13 protein-coding genes are annotated in these 14787 nt (G+C 75.1%); 7 read left to right on the top strand and 6 right to left on the bottom strand.

What is annotated here, in order from left to right; translation table 11 throughout:
• The first annotated feature begins 386 nt into the window (after positions 1 to 386).
• Positions 387 to 1061, top strand: coding sequence for a sigma-70 family RNA polymerase sigma factor (locus tag ACIA8Q_RS07380; protein ID WP_396316880.1), 675 nt, complete (start codon positions 387 to 389; stop codon positions 1059 to 1061).
• Positions 1058 to 2245 (top strand): MDMPI N domain containing protein, encoded by a 1188-nt coding sequence (locus ACIA8Q_RS07385; protein ID WP_360212520.1) that lies wholly within the window; start codon positions 1058 to 1060, stop codon positions 2243 to 2245. The genes ACIA8Q_RS07380 and ACIA8Q_RS07385 overlap by 4 nt, the downstream gene beginning before the upstream one ends.
• Before the next feature lie 94 nt (positions 2246 to 2339).
• Here the strand turns inward: ACIA8Q_RS07385 and purU are convergent, their stop codons facing one another.
• Together purU and ACIA8Q_RS07395 are read right to left on the bottom strand one after the other, a co-directional pair.
• Positions 2340 to 3206, bottom strand: coding sequence for a formyltetrahydrofolate deformylase (gene purU / locus ACIA8Q_RS07390; RefSeq protein WP_387900844.1), 867 nt, complete (start codon positions 3204 to 3206; stop codon positions 2340 to 2342).
• A 188-nt stretch (positions 3207 to 3394) separates the two neighbouring features.
• The gene (locus tag ACIA8Q_RS07395; protein WP_360212522.1) at positions 3395 to 3910 is read right to left on the bottom strand and encodes a hypothetical protein; all 516 of its coding nucleotides are present in this window, start codon (positions 3908 to 3910) and stop codon (positions 3395 to 3397) included.
• A gap of 173 nt (positions 3911 to 4083) precedes the next feature.
• Between ACIA8Q_RS07395 and ACIA8Q_RS07400 the strand changes: the two genes are divergently transcribed.
• Positions 4084 to 5379 (top strand): ABC transporter substrate-binding protein, encoded by a 1296-nt coding sequence (locus ACIA8Q_RS07400; RefSeq protein WP_360212524.1) that lies wholly within the window; start codon positions 4084 to 4086, stop codon positions 5377 to 5379.
• A gap of 120 nt (positions 5380 to 5499) precedes the next feature.
• Here the strand turns inward: ACIA8Q_RS07400 and ACIA8Q_RS07405 are convergent, their stop codons facing one another.
• Both ACIA8Q_RS07405 and ACIA8Q_RS07410 read right to left on the bottom strand, forming a co-directional pair.
• On the bottom strand, positions 5500 to 6669 hold the full coding sequence (locus ACIA8Q_RS07405) for a hypothetical protein (RefSeq protein WP_360212526.1): 1170 nt from the start codon (positions 6667 to 6669) through the stop codon (positions 5500 to 5502).
• 424 nt (positions 6670 to 7093) lie between these two features.
• Entirely contained in the window at positions 7094 to 8470 is a 1377-nt protein-coding gene (locus tag ACIA8Q_RS07410; protein WP_360212528.1) for a transcriptional regulator, read from the bottom strand.
• Positions 8471 to 8776: 306 nt separating this feature from the next.
• Here ACIA8Q_RS07410 and ACIA8Q_RS07415 point away from each other — a divergent pair, with 306 nt between their 5' ends.
• The gene (locus ACIA8Q_RS07415; protein WP_387900838.1) at positions 8777 to 9487 is read left to right on the top strand and encodes a bifunctional DNA primase/polymerase; all 711 of its coding nucleotides are present in this window, start codon (positions 8777 to 8779) and stop codon (positions 9485 to 9487) included.
• 508 nt (positions 9488 to 9995) lie between these two features.
• Here ACIA8Q_RS07415 and ACIA8Q_RS07420 read toward each other — a convergent pair.
• A complete protein-coding gene (locus ACIA8Q_RS07420; RefSeq protein ID WP_360212530.1) occupies positions 9996 to 10688 on the bottom strand; it encodes a metal-dependent transcriptional regulator in 693 nt (230 codons plus the stop codon).
• A 220-nt stretch (positions 10689 to 10908) separates the two neighbouring features.
• Here ACIA8Q_RS07420 and ACIA8Q_RS07425 point away from each other — a divergent pair, with 220 nt between their 5' ends.
• The 3 genes from ACIA8Q_RS07425 (at position 10909) to ACIA8Q_RS07435 (ending at position 13738) form a co-directional block, all read left to right on the top strand.
• Positions 10909 to 11673, top strand: a complete 765-nt coding sequence (locus tag ACIA8Q_RS07425) for a sugar isomerase domain-containing protein (RefSeq protein WP_360212532.1) — start codon at positions 10909 to 10911, stop codon at positions 11671 to 11673.
• 197 nt (positions 11674 to 11870) lie between these two features.
• Positions 11871 to 12860 carry a DUF4231 domain-containing protein gene (locus ACIA8Q_RS07430; protein WP_360212534.1) on the top strand — a complete coding sequence of 330 codons (990 nt, stop codon included), beginning with the start codon at positions 11871 to 11873 and terminating at the stop codon, positions 12858 to 12860.
• A 23-nt stretch (positions 12861 to 12883) separates the two neighbouring features.
• Positions 12884 to 13738 (top strand): alpha/beta hydrolase, encoded by an 855-nt coding sequence (locus ACIA8Q_RS07435; RefSeq protein ID WP_360212656.1) that lies wholly within the window; start codon positions 12884 to 12886, stop codon positions 13736 to 13738.
• A gap of 76 nt (positions 13739 to 13814) precedes the next feature.
• On the opposite strand, the gene ACIA8Q_RS07440 is transcribed toward ACIA8Q_RS07435, so the two are convergent.
• On the bottom strand, positions 13815 to 14780 hold the full coding sequence (locus ACIA8Q_RS07440) for a D-glycerate dehydrogenase (protein WP_360212536.1): 966 nt from the start codon (positions 14778 to 14780) through the stop codon (positions 13815 to 13817).
• Positions 14781 to 14787: the final 7 nt, after the last annotated feature.

Below are 14787 nucleotides of genomic sequence, written 5' to 3' on the forward strand. Positions count from 1 at the left end.
GTGGGCGGACGGGCCGCAGCAAGCGCTTCGGGCATATTCCAGCGATCGGGGGACAGCGCGGTGCATACTGTCCCGTTCACTCTCGCGAGCCTCGTACCGGCACTCGGCCGACCCGGGCCGACCCGCCGGTCCCGCAGTGGCGAACCTACCGCCGCACGCCCCGCGCGCCCGGCCCGCCACTCGCGAACCACCCGTGCGACATATGTCCACCGGTGCTCGAACAGCGGCTCCGGCGGAACGTCCGACGGACCGTCCCACCAGCCGACCGTCCCACCATGTGACGATCCGCGAGCCCCGGTTCCGTTCTTCGGGGAATCCTCCCACCGCCGAGCGGCCGCAAGATACCGTTGGGTAAGCCAGCGGACCCGGCAGGAGGGTGGTTCCCGATGGCCGCCCCCGACCGCGCACCGCGCTGGGACGAACAGCTCCAGCACCGCCTCGCCCGCGGCGAGGAGACCGCGCTCGGCGAACTCTACGACCAGCTCGCGCCGATGGTGCACGGCCTGGCCGGGCGGATACTCGCCGACGAGACCGCCGCCGCCCAGCTCACCCGGGAGATATTCGCCCACGTCTGGGAGCACCCGGAGGACTTCGACCCGGCCCGGGGCTCACTGCGCTCCTGGCTCGGCACGCTCACCCACCGCCGGGCGGTCGACCGGCTTCGGCTGCGCCGGGCGGCCGAGTACGGCCACGCCGGCGAACCCGACCGCGGCGCGGCCGAGGCCGAGATCCGCGCCGTGTCCACCGCCGCGCGGGTGCGCTACGTGGTGGACGCCCTGCCCCAACCCCTGCGTGAGACCATCACGGTGACGTACTACGACGGCCGCACCTACCAGGAGACGGCCCGCCTGCTCGGCATCACCGAGCAGGCCGCCAAGCAGCGGATGCGGCTCGGACTGTCGCTGCTGGCCACCGAGCTGGCCGACGAACGCGCCCGCCAGGACGAGGACCACGGCCACCGGGACGGGCGGCCCGCCGGGCCGGACGAGGCGGACGAGGCGGACGAGGCGGACGGCCACCGGGACGGCCCCGGCGACGAGCACGGGAACGGGGGCGCATGAGCACCGGGGACCGGCACGACGACCTGCGCTCGCTGCTCGGGGCCTGGGCCCTCGGTGCCTGCCAGGGCCACGAGTCCGCCGAGCTGGAGCAGCACCTGCCCGGCTGCGCGGACTGCGCCGACGAGGCCGCCCGGCTGAGCGAGGCGGCCGGCTGGCTCGCCCTCGACGAGCCGCTGGACCAGCCCGGACCGCTGCGCCAGCAGGTGCTCGACTGGTGCCTGGCCCGCCGCCCGGCCGAACTGCCCGTTCCCGTCTGGGGCATGCCCTACGGCGCGGAGACCGCCAAGCTCGACGCGCTGCTGCGCGACCTCGGCCCGGAGGAGTGGCAGGAGGTGGCCGAACTGCCCTGGCACGGCGGCGTCGAGCGGCTGCGCCCGGCCGAGGTCCTCGGCCACCTCGCCGCCGTGGACGGCTGGCTGGCGCTGGCCCTCGGCCTGCCCGACCCGGTGCCCGCCGCCCCGGGCACCGCGACGCCCCCGGCCGAACGGCGGGTGCCGCCGCAGGAGGCGGTCGCACCGCCGCCCAGGGTCCCGCCGCAGGGCGGCCGGTTCGCCGGGGTGACCGGGCGCACCGCCCGGCTGATCGCCGAGCAGGCCGACCTCCCGCCGCAGTCGGTGCGCGCCCGGTGGCGGCGGCAGACCCACGAGCTGGTGCGCACCGCCGCGCTCGCCCCGCAGGGCAACACCCCCGTCGACTACGGCTTCGCCGTCCTCCCGCTGCGCGACGCCTTCCTCGACCGTGCCTTCGAGTGCTACGTGCACGGCGAGGACGTGGCCCGCGCGGTCGCCTACCCGTACGAGCCGCCCGCACCCCAGCACCTGCGGCAGCTGGTGGACCTGGCGGTGCGGATGCTCCCGCAGGCCCTGGCCGGTCTGCGCGCCGCCCGACCCGCCGCGGCGACCGCCGGGGCACCGGCCGGCACGAGCGGCCCGGAGCGGGGCGGCCGCCGGCTGCGCCTGGTGGTCGACGGCCCGGCGGCCGGCGAGTGGCTGATACCCCTGGACGGTCCGGAGGCGGGGCCGCCCGGCGGCGAGCCGGTGGCCTCGATGGTGCTGGACGGCCTGGAGCTCTGCCAGCTCGCCGCCGCGCACCGCGACCCGGACCGGCTTCCGGTCGGCGAGCACGGCGACCGGGCCGCGATCCGCGAGGTGCTGCACGCCCTCCCGCTGCTCTCCCGGCCGTAGCGCCGGGCCGCGGCCGGCTCGAGCGGCCGCGGCGGCAGGCCCGTGGGCCGGCCGCCGGCCTGGACCCTGGGCCCCTGGCCCCTCGCCGCAGTGCCTAGGCGAAGACCACCGTGCGGGTGCCGTTGAGCAGCACCCGGTGCTCGCTGTGCCACTTCACCGCGCGGGCCAGCGCCTGGCACTCGACGTCCCGGCCGAGCGCGACCAGCTGGTCCGGGGTGGTGTCGTGGGTCACCCGGGCCACCTCCTGCTCGATGATCGGGCCCTCGTCGAGGTCGGCGGTGACGTAGTGGGCGGTGGCGCCGATCAGCTTCACGCCGCGAGCGTGCGCCTGGTGGTAGGGCTTGGCGCCCTTGAAGCTCGGCAGGAAGGAGTGGTGGATGTTGATCACCCGGCCGGACAGCGCGGTGCACAGCTGGTCCGAGAGCACCTGCATGTAGCGGGCGAGCACGACCAGCTCGACGTCCTCCTTGGCGACCAGGTCCAGCAGCTGCTGCTCGGCCTCGGCCTTGGTGTCCCGGGTGACCGGGATGTGGTGGAACGGGACGCCGTAGCTCTCGGTCAGGTCGCGCAGGTCGGTGTGGTTGGAGACGACCGCCGCGATCTCCACCGGCAGGGCGCCGATCCGGGTGCGGTACAGCAGGTCGTTCAGGCAGTGGCCGAACTTGCTGACCATGAGGACGATCCGCATCCGCTGCTCGGTCGGGTGGATCTGCCAGTCCATCCCGAACGAGGCGCCGATCGCGGCGAAGCTGGCCCGCAGCTTGTCCGCGGTGACCGGCTCGACGGCGGAGAAGTGCACCCGCATGAAGAACAGCCCGCTGTCGCCGTCCCCGAACTGCTGGCTGTCGATGATGTTGCAGCCGGTCATGAAGAGGTAGCTGGAGACGGCGTGGACGATGCCCTGCTTGTCGGGGCAGGACAGCGTGAGGACGTACTGGGCGCTGGCCGGCTGCTGGTCCACTGGGGGTATCCCGTCCTGAGGTCGTGGCGTGCGTGGGTGGTCCAGCGTGTCACATCCTGGACACTCGCCGCCCCGCTGCCCGTACTGCGGGACGGCCCTGCTCAGGAGCCCGGTCGCGGCGCCGCGACGGCGCGGCCCGCCCACGGCGCCGCCACGGCCCGACCCCGCCCCGGGCTGCGCCCCGGGGCTCAGACCTGGGTGAGGATGCGCAGCACGTCCAGCGACTTGGGCGCCGCGTCCGGGTCGTCCCCGTCGTTGGACGCCAGCACGACGTGCGCCTCGCGGGCAGCCCGGACCGCCTCCGGCCAGCCGGGGTGCCCGAGGTAGGCGGAGGCCGGGGCGTCCGCGCCGACCTCGTGCAGCAGGTGGACCACCCTCAGCACCGCGACGTCGACCAGGGCCGCCTCGGTGGCGTCGCGGAAGATCGTCCCCACGTACTTCCCGGCCGACCAGCGGTCCAGCCAGGTGTCCTCGACCAGCCGGTAGACGGCGTCGGTCACGTCCCCGTAGCCGGCCCGGCCGGTCAGCCAGGTCTCGTGCTGGAACCCGGGGTCGGACAGCATGTGCAGCGCCGAGCGGAGTCGGGCTCGCCAGCGCCACCAGGGCAGGTCGTTGAGCGGCATGCCGCCCATGGTGCTGGAGCGGTGGCCCGGACGAGAAGGGTTTCGGGCGGACCGGTGCGAAGAATCTGTGCTGGCGGACATGGAGAACGATCGTACGTTCCCGGTCCGTTCGTGCTCCACTCGCGATCTACACGCGTACCCGTCCGGATTTCAGCCCCCGTTTGCCGACTGTTCGCACTTCGGCCCTCTCGACGTGTGGCACCGGCGTTTGGCTGGATCCGGTGCGCCGGATGGCGCCCAGAGAGGGAAGACCGATGACCAGCCGAAGGGACGCGTTCCAGGCCCGGCACCACGCCTCGAGACGACGCCGCCCGATCGCCGCGGCAGCCGCCGCGGCCGCCCTGATCCCCACCCTCTTCTCGGCCTCCGCGTGCGGCGGACCGGCCGACGCCTCCACCAACGGCGGCGACCTCACCGTGATGACCTGGGCCCCGTCCGGCACCGGGTCCGCCGACCGCCCGGGCATGACCGCGCTCGCCGAGGCGGTCGGCCAGGACGTCAACCTCAAGGGCGGGTTAAACGGCCGCCGCCTGAAGGTGATCACCTGCAACGAGCACAACACCGCGGACGGTGCCCGGGCCTGCGCCCAGCAGGCGGTGGACGCCAAGGCCGTCGCCGTGCTCGGCTCCTACAGCCAGTGGGGCGACGCCTTCATGCCGACGCTGGAGCGCGCCGGCATCCCGCTGATCGGCGGCTACGGCCTCTCCCAGCCGGAGTTCAGCAGCCCGCTGTCGTACCCGGTGGACGGCGGCATGCCCGCCCTGATCGGCGGCAGCGGCCGCCAGCTGGTCGAGGCCGGCTGCAAGGCCGTCTCGCTGGTGCGCCCCGACACCCCGGCCGGCGACAACCTGCTCGGCTACCTGGCCAACGCGCTCAAGCCGGCCGGGATCAAGCTGCTCGACGTCAAGGCGCCCGAGCAGTCCACCGACTACACCGCGGTGGCCCGCAAGGCGATCGGCCGCGACGAGTCCGGGAACTGCATCACCAGTGCCCTCGCCGCCGAGCCCACCGGCAACCTGCTGGACTCCTACCGCCGGCTGAACCCGAAGAACACCAGGATCGCCTCGGTGATCGGCAGCGTGCAGCAGTCGGTGGTCGACTCCACCGGCGGCGACTCCGGCCCGCTGGCCGGCGCGTACGTCACCAGCTGGTACCCGCCGGAGTCGGCCAAGACCTGGGACGGGCTGCGCGCGGTGGTGCGCGCCGACACCACCGGCGGCCGCACCATCGACGTCTCCGACCCCGGGGTGGAGACCACCTGGGTCGCGTACGAGGTGTTCCGCATGGTCGTCGAGAAGCTCACGGCCGCCGGCAAGCAGGTCACCGAGAAGACCATCACCGCGCTGCTGGACAGCGGCGAGGGGATCGACGTCGGTCTGACCCCGCCGCTGAACTGGGGCACCACCAACATGCTGCCCAGCACCGAGTCCCCGCGGCTGGTGAACACCTGGGTCACCTATCAGGTGGTCAAGGGCGGCCGGATGACCCTGCAGCAACCGGGCTTCGTGGACGTCCGCTGGGTGCTCACCGGGGGCAGGCCCCCGGCCTGACCGGCACACGGGGGCGGGCTCCGGCCCGCCCCTGCGCCGTCCGACCCCGTGCTGTCCGACCCTGCGCCGTCCGACCCCGCGCAGTCCCGCCCGGCCCGCCCGGCCCGTCCGTCCGGGTCCTCAGAGGTCGCCGTCGCCGCGGCTGGGCAGCCCGGTCTGGACGGCGATCGCGTTCCACAGCGCCGAGGCCTGCTTCTTCGCGGTGGTCGCCGTGCCGCTGGCCTGCACGGCGTTCTTGTAGTGCTGGTTGTCCTGCTTCTTCGGGTCGCAGGCGCCCGGAGCCTGGGAGTCGCCCGCCCAGGCCGCGTACTCGTCGTCGGCCTGCGCCGAGGCCGTCCAGGCCGCGTTGAGCTGGTCGACCAGCTGCTGGCCGCCGGGCAGCTTGTCCGTCTTCAGCTGGCCGAGCTTCGTCTGCAGCTCGCGCCGCTTGCCGGCCGCGCCGCTGAGCGCCTGCTGCGACTCGGGCAGCTTGTCGCACTTCTGCACCGAGGAGACCGCGCCGACCACCGCCGAGCGGCTGTCGCTCGCCGTGCCCAGCAGGTCCGACAGCGGCTGCGCCTGGGCCTTGACGTCCGGGTCGACGGCCGCGCCCGAGCCGCTGGCGCTCGCCGTGCCGGGTGCGGTGCTGCCGGTGGCGGCAACCGTGCCGGTCTTCTTGTCGCCGCCGGAGGCGGTGTCGTCCCCGTTCATCAGGACCGCGACCAGCACGCCGGCCGCCGCGAGGCCCGCCAGCACACCGCCGATGACCAGCTTGTTGGAGGGGCGGCCGCCGCGGGCCCGCGCCGCCGGGGCCGCCGACGGCACCGCCTGGGTGGCCTCGAAGCCCTGCCCGTAGCCCTGGTCCTGGTAGCCCGGTGCGGCCTGCTGCGGCACGACCTGCTGGCCCGCCGGCGGGTAGCCGTACCCGCCCGGGGCGGGCTGGTGCTGCTGCGGGTAGCCGGGCTGGGCCTGCTGAGCCGGGTAGCCGCCGCCCCGCGGGTCCGCGACCGGGTACGGCGGGAGGTGCTGCGTCTCCGGCGCGTGGTCCTGCTGCGGGACGCCGTAGCCGGGCTGCGGCGCACCGGCCCACGGGGGCTGCTGGGCCGGCATGGCCTGGGTCGGCAGCGCGTGCGCGCCGTCGCCGAGGTACTCCGGCTGCCCGGAGGGCTGGCCCACCGGCGGCACCGGCGCCTGGTTCTGCGGGTGGCCCGGCTGGCCCGGCTGCCCCTGGGGCTGCTGGCCGGGCTCGGGGCGGAACAGGTCGTCCAGGTTGAAGTCACCCGAGTTGGGGTACGAGCGGCGCTGGCTCAACGCGATTCCTCACCTGTGCACGACCGCGCGCTGACGGCGGACCACATCTCGTCGGTTCTTGGGAGCATCACAGTTCCTTGGACGTCACGCCCACGCTACCGGTTCGCCGAACCGGGTGGCCACGCGGGCGGGACATCCCTCACACACTCCCCTCACAGCCCCCGGACCGGGGCTCAGAGCCTCGCCGGACGGCCCCTGGGCCCCGCCTCCGCGTCCACCGGCTGCTCCGCCCCTAGGGCGTGTCTTTCGGATCACGTCGGATCAGCGGGCGTCGTTGGGGTGCGTGCATCGGCGGCGCCGAGGAGGGAGTCCATGCGGAGCATCGGCGACTGACGAGAAGCCGGCGTGGGGGTACCCCCGGCCGAAGGCTGGGGGAGTGCGTGCCCCGGCGGCGCCCGCCTGGCGTGATCCGAAAGACACGCCCCTAGGCGGCCTCCGCGTCCGCCCGGGCGTGGAACTCGCGGACCACCCGCTGCTCCCGGTACGGCTCCAGGCGGCGCCGGAACTCGTCCAGGTACTCCACGCCGCGGTTGGACCGCAGCCCGCTCAGCAGCCGGACCGCCTGCGCCCCCGTCTCGCAGGCCCGCTCGAGGTCCCGCTGCTGCAGCTGCGCGGTGGCGAGCAGCACGAGGTCGACCGCGCGGCGGCGGACCCGGGTGGGCGGGTGCAGGTCGAGCGCCCGGCGGGCGTAGTGCTCGGCCTGCCCCGCCTGTTCCAGGTCGCGGTGGCAGTGGGCCAGTTCGTCCGCCAGGTAGGCGTCGTCGAAGTGGACGATCCAGTCCGGGTCGTCCTCCGGGCGGCGCTTCTCCATCATCTCCAGCGCCTTGGCCGCGACCGCCTCGCAGGAGCGGGCGTCCCCGAGCAGGGCGTGGCCGCGGGCCTCGGCGGCGTAGAACATGGCCATCGCCGTCGGGGTGGCCACCGTGCGGGCGCCCTCCTGGGCGGCGCGGGCGAGCTGGGCGATCTCCCGCGGGTTGCCGAGGGTGGCCGCCAGGTGGCTCATCGAGGCCGCCAGCACGTAGCCGCCGTAGCCGCGGTCGTCGGCCGCCTGGGCGAGGCGCAGCGCCTGGATGTAGTACCGCTGGGCCAGCCCGGGCTGCCCGGTGTCCACCGCCATGTAGCCGGCCAGTTCCGTCAACCTGGCCACGGCGGCGAAGAGTTGGCGCCCGGTCTCCTCCCGGTAGGCGCCGCCGAGCAGGCTGGAGACCACCGAGTTGAGGTAGTGCACCACGACCGGGCGGACGTGACCGCTGCCGAAGCGGTGGTCCAGGTCGACCAGCATGGTGGTGGTGGCCTTGATCGCGGCCACGTCGGTCGGGCCCACCCGGGGGCCGCCGGTGCGGGCCACCACCGGGTCGGGCGGGGTGATCAGCCAGTCGCGGCTGGGCTCCACCAGGGCGGAGGCCGCGACCGTCGCCCCGGTCAGGAAGTCCCGCCGGCCGACGTCGCTGCGCCACAGCTCGCAGACCTGTTCCAGCGCGGCGTTCAGGGTCGGCGCGAACTGCAGCCCGATGCCGGAGCTGAGGTTCTTGCCGTCCGCCATGCCGATCTCCTCGACCGACACGCTGCGGCCGAGCTTGCGGCCGAGCGCCTCGGCGATCACGGCCGGCGCCTGCCCGCGCGGCTGCTGCCCGCGCAGCCAGCGGGCGACGGAGGTCTTGTCGTAGCGCAGGTCCAGGCCGTGTTCGGCGCCGCAGAGGTTGACCCTGCGGGCGAGGCCCGCGTTGGAGCAGCTGGCCTCCTGGATCAGTTGCTGCAGACGCTCGTTGGGCTGTCGTGCGACGAGTGGTCTCGCGGCCATTGGGCTTCGCCTCCCCACACCCTCCGGTCCCGGCCGGCGGGCGACGCTTCTGCTGATCTGTTGCCGACTGTCCGACCGTCCAAGGAATCTGACACAAGGTTAGCGATCAGCAACGCCAGCGGGATACCCACGGTGACGAACCGCACCCCCCACGCGCCCTGGGAAATGCTCCCGTGCGCCCCCACTGCGCCCACCCCCGCCCGCCCCAACTCGGTCGGGTAACCGGATCGGGTGACATTGCCGGGATGCGCCCAACCGGCTGGCACCGGGCCGTAACCAGCCTCACACACGGTAGTTGAGCAGCGCGTGGAAGACATCCCCGACTCCCCCGACCAGGGCAAGAACGCCGGACTGCCCCCGCTGCTCATCGAAGCCGTCGGCTACGCCGAGACCCGCCACTGGGAGGTGGCCCCGGGTGCCTGGCTGATCGACGGCGACGGGCCCGCCCGCTGCTCCTGCGGCGACCCGCGCTGCCCGCTGCCGGGGGCCCACCCGCTGGACGCGGACTGGGCCCGCAAGGCGAGCGCGGGGCCCGGCGCGGTGCGGCGCTGGTGGACCGAGCGGCCGCAGGCCTCGATCCTGCTGCCCACCGGCCGGTCCTTCGACGTCCTGGACGTCCCGGAGACGGCCGGGTGCCTGGCACTGGCGCGGATGGAGCGGATGGACCTGCAGCTGGGCCCGGTGGCGGTGCTGCCCGCCGCGCCCGGCCGGATCGGTCGGCGGCTGCACTTCCTGGTACTGCCCGGGGTCGCGGCCAAGCTGCCGGAGATGCTCCGCAAGCTCGGCTGGCCGCCCGGGCGGCTGGACCTGGTCGCCCGCGGCGAGGGGGACTGGACGGTCGCCCCGCCGTCCCGGATCGGGGGCACCGGCTACGCGCAGTGGGCCCGCTCGCCCTCGGCGCTCAACCGCTGGCTGCCGGACGCCGCCGAGCTGATCAGCCCGCTCGCCTACGCCTGCGGGCGCGAGGCGCCGGCCGCCGCCAGGCCCCAGCCCGCCCAGCCGGCGGCGGTGCGCTGAGCCGGTTCGGAGCCCCGGTGCACCGGGCCGCCGCGCCGGTCGGGCGCGGCGGCGGTACGCCGGACGGACGCGGCGGTCCACCGCCCGCGGAACGGCGGCCCTACGCCTATCGGGTGAGGGCGCGCGACGCGCGACACCCTGCGCGCGACTGACGGGCCCCGTCTCCCACCGGAGACGGGGCCCGTCACACGCAGGGGCGGATAAGGCCTCGGTCTACCCGCTGGTCAACGGCGAAAGCCCCTCGGACGAGTGACAACGCTCAAGGATTGCCATGATCGGCCGAGGGGAGGATTTGCGGTGCGAGGGGACGCCGGAGGGAGCGCTCGGACGGGGAAGCCGGGCGGGGCGGTGGAGGGGACGGGAGGGAGCGGAGGGGACGGGAGGGACGGGGAGGGCGAGAGGGCCCGCTGCACGGGGAGCAGCGGGCCCTCTCGTTGTGCCCGGCGCCGTTCGGCGCGCTCCGGCCGGCGCTCCGGCCGGGAGACCGGCGGGCGTCCTGGGGGGCGCCTCAGGCCTGGGCGACGAACACGTGCTGGGCGATGTCCTTGCCGATCTCGGCCGCGTGCTCGCCGGTGCCGACGAGCACCCCGCCGACGCCGGCGCTGACCTGCACGGTGGAGCCCGGCCGGACCCCGGCCCGGCGCAGCGTGCGCATCAGCTCGCCGTCCGTCTGGATCGGCTCGCCGATCCGGCGGACCACGACGCTGGCACCCTCGTCGCCCGGGCGGACGGTGTCCAGCGGGACGAGCGCCGCGTCGAAGCCCTCGCCCTCGGCCTTGGCGTCGCCCAGCTCGTCCAGGCCCGGGATCGGGTTGCCGTACGGGGACTGGGTCGGGTGGCCGAGCATGGCGAGCACCTTGCGCTCGACCGTCTCGCTCATCACGTGCTCCCAGCGGCAGGCCTCCTCGTGCACCTGCTCCCACTCCAGGCCGATCACGTCGACGAGCAGGCACTCGGCGATCCGGTGCTTGCGCATCACGCGCACGGCGAGCCGGCGGCCGTCCTCGGTGAGTTCGAGGTGGCGGTCCCCGGCGACCTGGAGCAGCCCGTCCCGCTCCATCCGGCCGACCGTCTGGCTGACCGTCGGGCCGCTCTGCTCCAGTCGCTCGGCGATCCGGGCACGCATCGGGACGATGCCCTCTTCCTCCAGTTCCAGGATGGTGCGAAGGTACATCTCAGTGGTGTCGATCAGCCCAGACATCGCCGCTGGCTCCGTTCTTCGGTGTCCTCACCGCCAATTCTGACCTACCGGACCGACAACCGGGCCCGCACGGGGGCTCCGGTGAGCGGTTTCGTTCCTGTTGACAGCGGTGCCGCCGGGGCGCCACGGTGCTCGCCGTAGCTTTCTCCACTGGCGGTGCGGACCACTCCGGCCGTCCCACCCGGCCGGCTCCCCCACCGGCAGAGAGCGGAGGCAACAGATGAACGACCTGGTCGGCCGGTACTTCGACGCCGCGATCGCCCACCTCCAGCGGGTCCGCGAGGAGGAGGCCGAGGCCATCGAGGCCGCCGCGGAGCTGCTCGCGGAGGCGATCGCCGAGGGCCGCCGGGTGTTCACCTTCGGTGCCGGGCACTCCGCGCTGGCCGCCCAGGACGTGGTGTACCGGGCCGGCGGGCTGGTCCCGGTGAACCTGCTGAACGTCCCGGGGATGGCCGGGGTGACGGTGATGCCCGCGCCGCTGTCCAGCGCGCTGGAGCGGGTCTCCGGCCTGGCCACCACCACGCTGGACCTGACCCCGGCCACCGGCGGCGACCTGCTGTTCGTGATCTCGTTGTCCGGCCGCCAGGTGATGCCGGTCGAGCTGGCCCGGTACGCCCGGGAGCGCGGCCTCAAGGTGGTCGGGGTGACCTCGCTCGCCTACCCGGGCGAGGTGCCCTCGGCGCACCCGTCCGGCAGCTACCTCAAGGACCACTGCGACGTGGTGCTGGACAACAAGATCGCGGTCGGCGACGGCGAGCTGACCCACCCGGCCGCCGAGACCACCTTCGGCCCGGTCTCCACCATCGTGACCAGCGCGCTGATGCAGGCCGTGGTCGCCTCCGCGGTCGGCCGGCTGGCCGACGCGGCGGCCGCCGGCACCGCCGCCGCCCCGCCGCTGTTCCGGTCCGGGAACGTCCCGGGCGGCACCGAGTGGAACGCCAAGCAGATGGCCGACAACGCCGACCGGATCCTCTACACCTACTGACCGCCGGCCGTACACCTGCCGACGCCACCGGCACCCCCCGCGACACGGAGTGTCCGTCCGGCCACCGGACGCACCCGGCCCGGACAACCACCGGGGCTTCCCGGCCATTGCGGGCCGCCCCGGACCGGGCCAGGCGTACCGGGAAGCCGCCCGGGGCAGGACAGCGGTGCGACCGGAGCGACGGGTGGGGGCCGAGCATGGCGTCTGGGGCGGAACGGGCGGGGCGGGTGCGCGAGCGGGAGCTGCTGCCGGAGTTCTTCTGGACCGCCGACGCGGCCTCGCTGCGCGGCCAGCGCCGCTCGGTGCTGCTCTCCGCCTGGGAGCTGCTCCTGCTGGTCGCCGCCGCCGCGACCGGGTCGGCCGACGGCGCCCCGTGGGCTTGGCCGGCGGCCGTCGCCTACCTGGGGGCGATCGTCCTCGCGGTGGTGATCAGCCGGCAGAACCCGCAGGGCCTCTGGTACGAGGGCCGGGCCGCCGCCGAGTCGGTCAAGACGCTGGCCTGGAAGTTCGCCGTCCGGGCGGACGCCTTCCAGCCGCCGCCGCGCAGCCTGCCGGACGCCGAGGGCCTCTACCGCTTCCAGCTCGACCGGGTGCTGGGCGCCTTCCGGGGCGGCCCGGTCGCCGTCGCGACGGCGGAGCGGCCCCCGGACCCCGTCGACCCCCCGGACCCCGCCGACCCCGCCGACCCCGGCGGACCGGCCGGCATCACGGCGGCGATGCGCGGGCTGCGCGAGCAGCCGCTGGCGGTGCGCCGCGAGGTGTACCTGCGGGAGCGGATCCAGGTCCAGCACGACTGGTACCGCGCCAAGGCCCGGTACTGCGCGCGGGCGGGCGACGTGGCCGGGGTGCTGGGCGTGGTGCTCCCGGCGCTCGGGCTGGTGCTCGCGGTGCTGCGGGCGCTCGGCGCGTTCGGCTACGACGCGCTGGGCACGGTCTCGGCGGTGGCCGCCTCGGTGACCGCGTGGGCCCAGCTGCGCCAGTACCGCCCGCTCGCCGCCGCCTACGGGCTGGCCGCCGACGAGCTGGACCTGATCCGGCGCCAACTGGCCGCGCTGGACGTGGCCTCGGACGACGCCGAGGAGCTCTGGGCCAGGCTGGCCCGGGACGCCGAGGACGCGGTGTCCCGCGAGCACACCACCTGGCAAGCCCGCCGGGAGATCCGCACCACCACCGACCGGGACCACTGAGGAGGCCGCAGGTGTCGTTACGGATGGTCAAGGCGGCGGACGGCCGCGCGCTCGCCGTGGAGTCGCTGGGCGACCCCCGCGGGCGTCCGGTCTTCCTGCTGCACGGCATGCCCGGCAGCCGGGTCGGGCCGCACCCGCGCAGCACCGTGCTGTACCGGCTGGGCGTCCGGCTGATCTCCTACGACCGGCCCGGCTACGGCGACTCCACCCGGCTGTTCGGCCGCCGGGTGAGCGCCGCGGCGGCCGACGTGCGGACCATCGCGGACGACCTGGGCCTGGACGGCTTCGCGGTGCTCGGCCGCTCCGGTGGCGGACCCCACGCGCTGGCCTGCGCGGCGCTGCTGCCGGAGCGGGTCAGCCGGGTGGCGGTGCTGGTCGGGCTGGCCCCGCACAACGCGGCCGGCCTGGACTGGTACGCGGGGATGACCCCGTCCAACGTGCACGCCTACCAGGAGGCCGAGCGCGGGCACGGCCGGATCGCCGACGCGATGGAGTTCCGCTCCCGCCAGATCAAGGACGACCCGGTGCGGCTGCTGAACGGCCTGCGGCCCGAACTGTCGCCCGCCGACCGGGAGGTGGTGGCCGACAGCGGGCTGCGGCGGATGCTGGAGAGCAACTACCGGGAGGCGTTCCGGCACGGCGCCGACGGCTGGATCGACGACGTGCTGGCCTTCACCGCCGACTGGGGGTTCAAGGTCGAGGACGTCGCGGTGCCGGCCTGGCTGTGGCACGGCGCCGACGACCAGTTCTCGCCGGTCGAGCACTCCCGCTGGCTGGCCGACCACATCCCGGGCGCCGAGCTCTTCCTGGAGCCCGGCGCCGCGCACTTCGGGGCGTTCCGGGTGCTCACCACCGCCCTGGCCTGGGCGGCCGGCTGATCCCCGACCCGGTCGGGGCCGCGCCCGCCGGGGGCCCGTGCCCGCCAGGGACCGTGCCCGCCGGGCCGGGCACCCGTCAGGCCGGCACCGGGGTGACCGGCGCTCCCCCGCCGAGGACGGCGAGCACGTTGTCCACCGCCAGGCCGCCCATCGCCTGCCGGGTGCGGACCGTGGCGCTGCCCAGGTGGGGTGCGAGCACCGCGCGCTCCTGGGCGAGCAGCGCGGACGGGACGGCCGGCTCGTGCTCGAAGTTGTCCACGGCCGCGGCGAACAGCGCCCCGGACTCCAGCGCGGCGGCGAGCGCCTCCTCGTCCACCACCCCGGCGGTCATGCTGACCACCACGGCGCCGCGCGGCAGCAGGGCGAGCCGGCGGGCGTCCAGGAGGTGTCGGGTGGCGGCGCTGAGCGGGGCGGTGACGACCAGCACGGTGGAGGCGGCGAGCAGCTCCTCGAGCGGCAGCCAGGCGGCGCCGTCGGCCTGCTCGGGCGGGAGTTCGCGGCGGTTGTGGTAGCTGACGGGCATGTCGAAGGCGCGGGCCCGGCGGGCCACCGCCTGCCCGATCCGGCCCATGCCGAGCACGCCGAGCGGGGTGCCGGCCAGTTCCATGCCGAGCAGGAAGTTCGGCGCCCAGGTCCAGGGGCTGCCGGAGCGCAGCAGGCGCTCGCCCTCGCCGAGCCTGCGGGTGGCGGCCAGCAGCAGCGCCCAGGCCATGTCGGCGGTGGCGGTGGTGAGCACCCCGGGGGTGTGGGAGACCAGGACGCCGCGTTCGGCGCAGGCGGCCAGGTCGATGTTGTGGTACCCCACCGCGTGGTTGGCCACGATGGCGAGGGACGGCCCGGCGGCGTCCAGGAACTCGCCGTCCACCCGGTCGTCGAGAGTGGTGAGCACGGCCCGCCGGCCGCGGACGGCGGCCAGCAGCCCGGCCCGGTCCATCGCCTCGTCGGAGTCGTGGCAGGTGACGGCGTGGTGCGCGGTGAGCCGTTCGATCACCCCGGGCGCGAGGCGGCGGGTGACCAGGACCGGGGGCGGGAGCTGCTCCATGGGTCGG

The sequence above is a fragment of the Kitasatospora sp. NPDC051705 genome (genome assembly GCF_044453265.1).
Lineage (GTDB): Bacteria > Actinomycetota > Actinomycetes > Streptomycetales > Streptomycetaceae > Kitasatospora.

Coding starts and splice junctions, on each gene's coding strand:
- ACIA8Q_RS07430 (WP_360212534.1), top strand. CDS start 11,871: ATGGCGTCTGGGGCGGAACGGGCGGGGCGGGTGCGCGAGCGGGAGCTG.
- ACIA8Q_RS07420 (WP_360212530.1), bottom strand. CDS start 10,688: ATGTCTGGGCTGATCGACACCACTGAGATGTACCTTCGCACCATCCTG.
- ACIA8Q_RS07395 (WP_360212522.1), bottom strand. CDS start 3,910: ATGTCCGCCAGCACAGATTCTTCGCACCGGTCCGCCCGAAACCCTTCT.
- ACIA8Q_RS07425 (WP_360212532.1), top strand. CDS start 10,909: ATGAACGACCTGGTCGGCCGGTACTTCGACGCCGCGATCGCCCACCTC.
- ACIA8Q_RS07400 (WP_360212524.1), top strand. CDS start 4,084: ATGACCAGCCGAAGGGACGCGTTCCAGGCCCGGCACCACGCCTCGAGA.
- ACIA8Q_RS07435 (WP_360212656.1), top strand. CDS start 12,884: ATGGTCAAGGCGGCGGACGGCCGCGCGCTCGCCGTGGAGTCGCTGGGC.
- ACIA8Q_RS07440 (WP_360212536.1), bottom strand. CDS start 14,780: ATGGAGCAGCTCCCGCCCCCGGTCCTGGTCACCCGCCGCCTCGCGCCC.
- ACIA8Q_RS07380 (WP_396316880.1), top strand. CDS start 387: ATGGCCGCCCCCGACCGCGCACCGCGCTGGGACGAACAGCTCCAGCAC.
- ACIA8Q_RS07385 (WP_360212520.1), top strand. CDS start 1,058: ATGAGCACCGGGGACCGGCACGACGACCTGCGCTCGCTGCTCGGGGCC.
- ACIA8Q_RS07410 (WP_360212528.1), bottom strand. CDS start 8,470: ATGGCCGCGAGACCACTCGTCGCACGACAGCCCAACGAGCGTCTGCAG.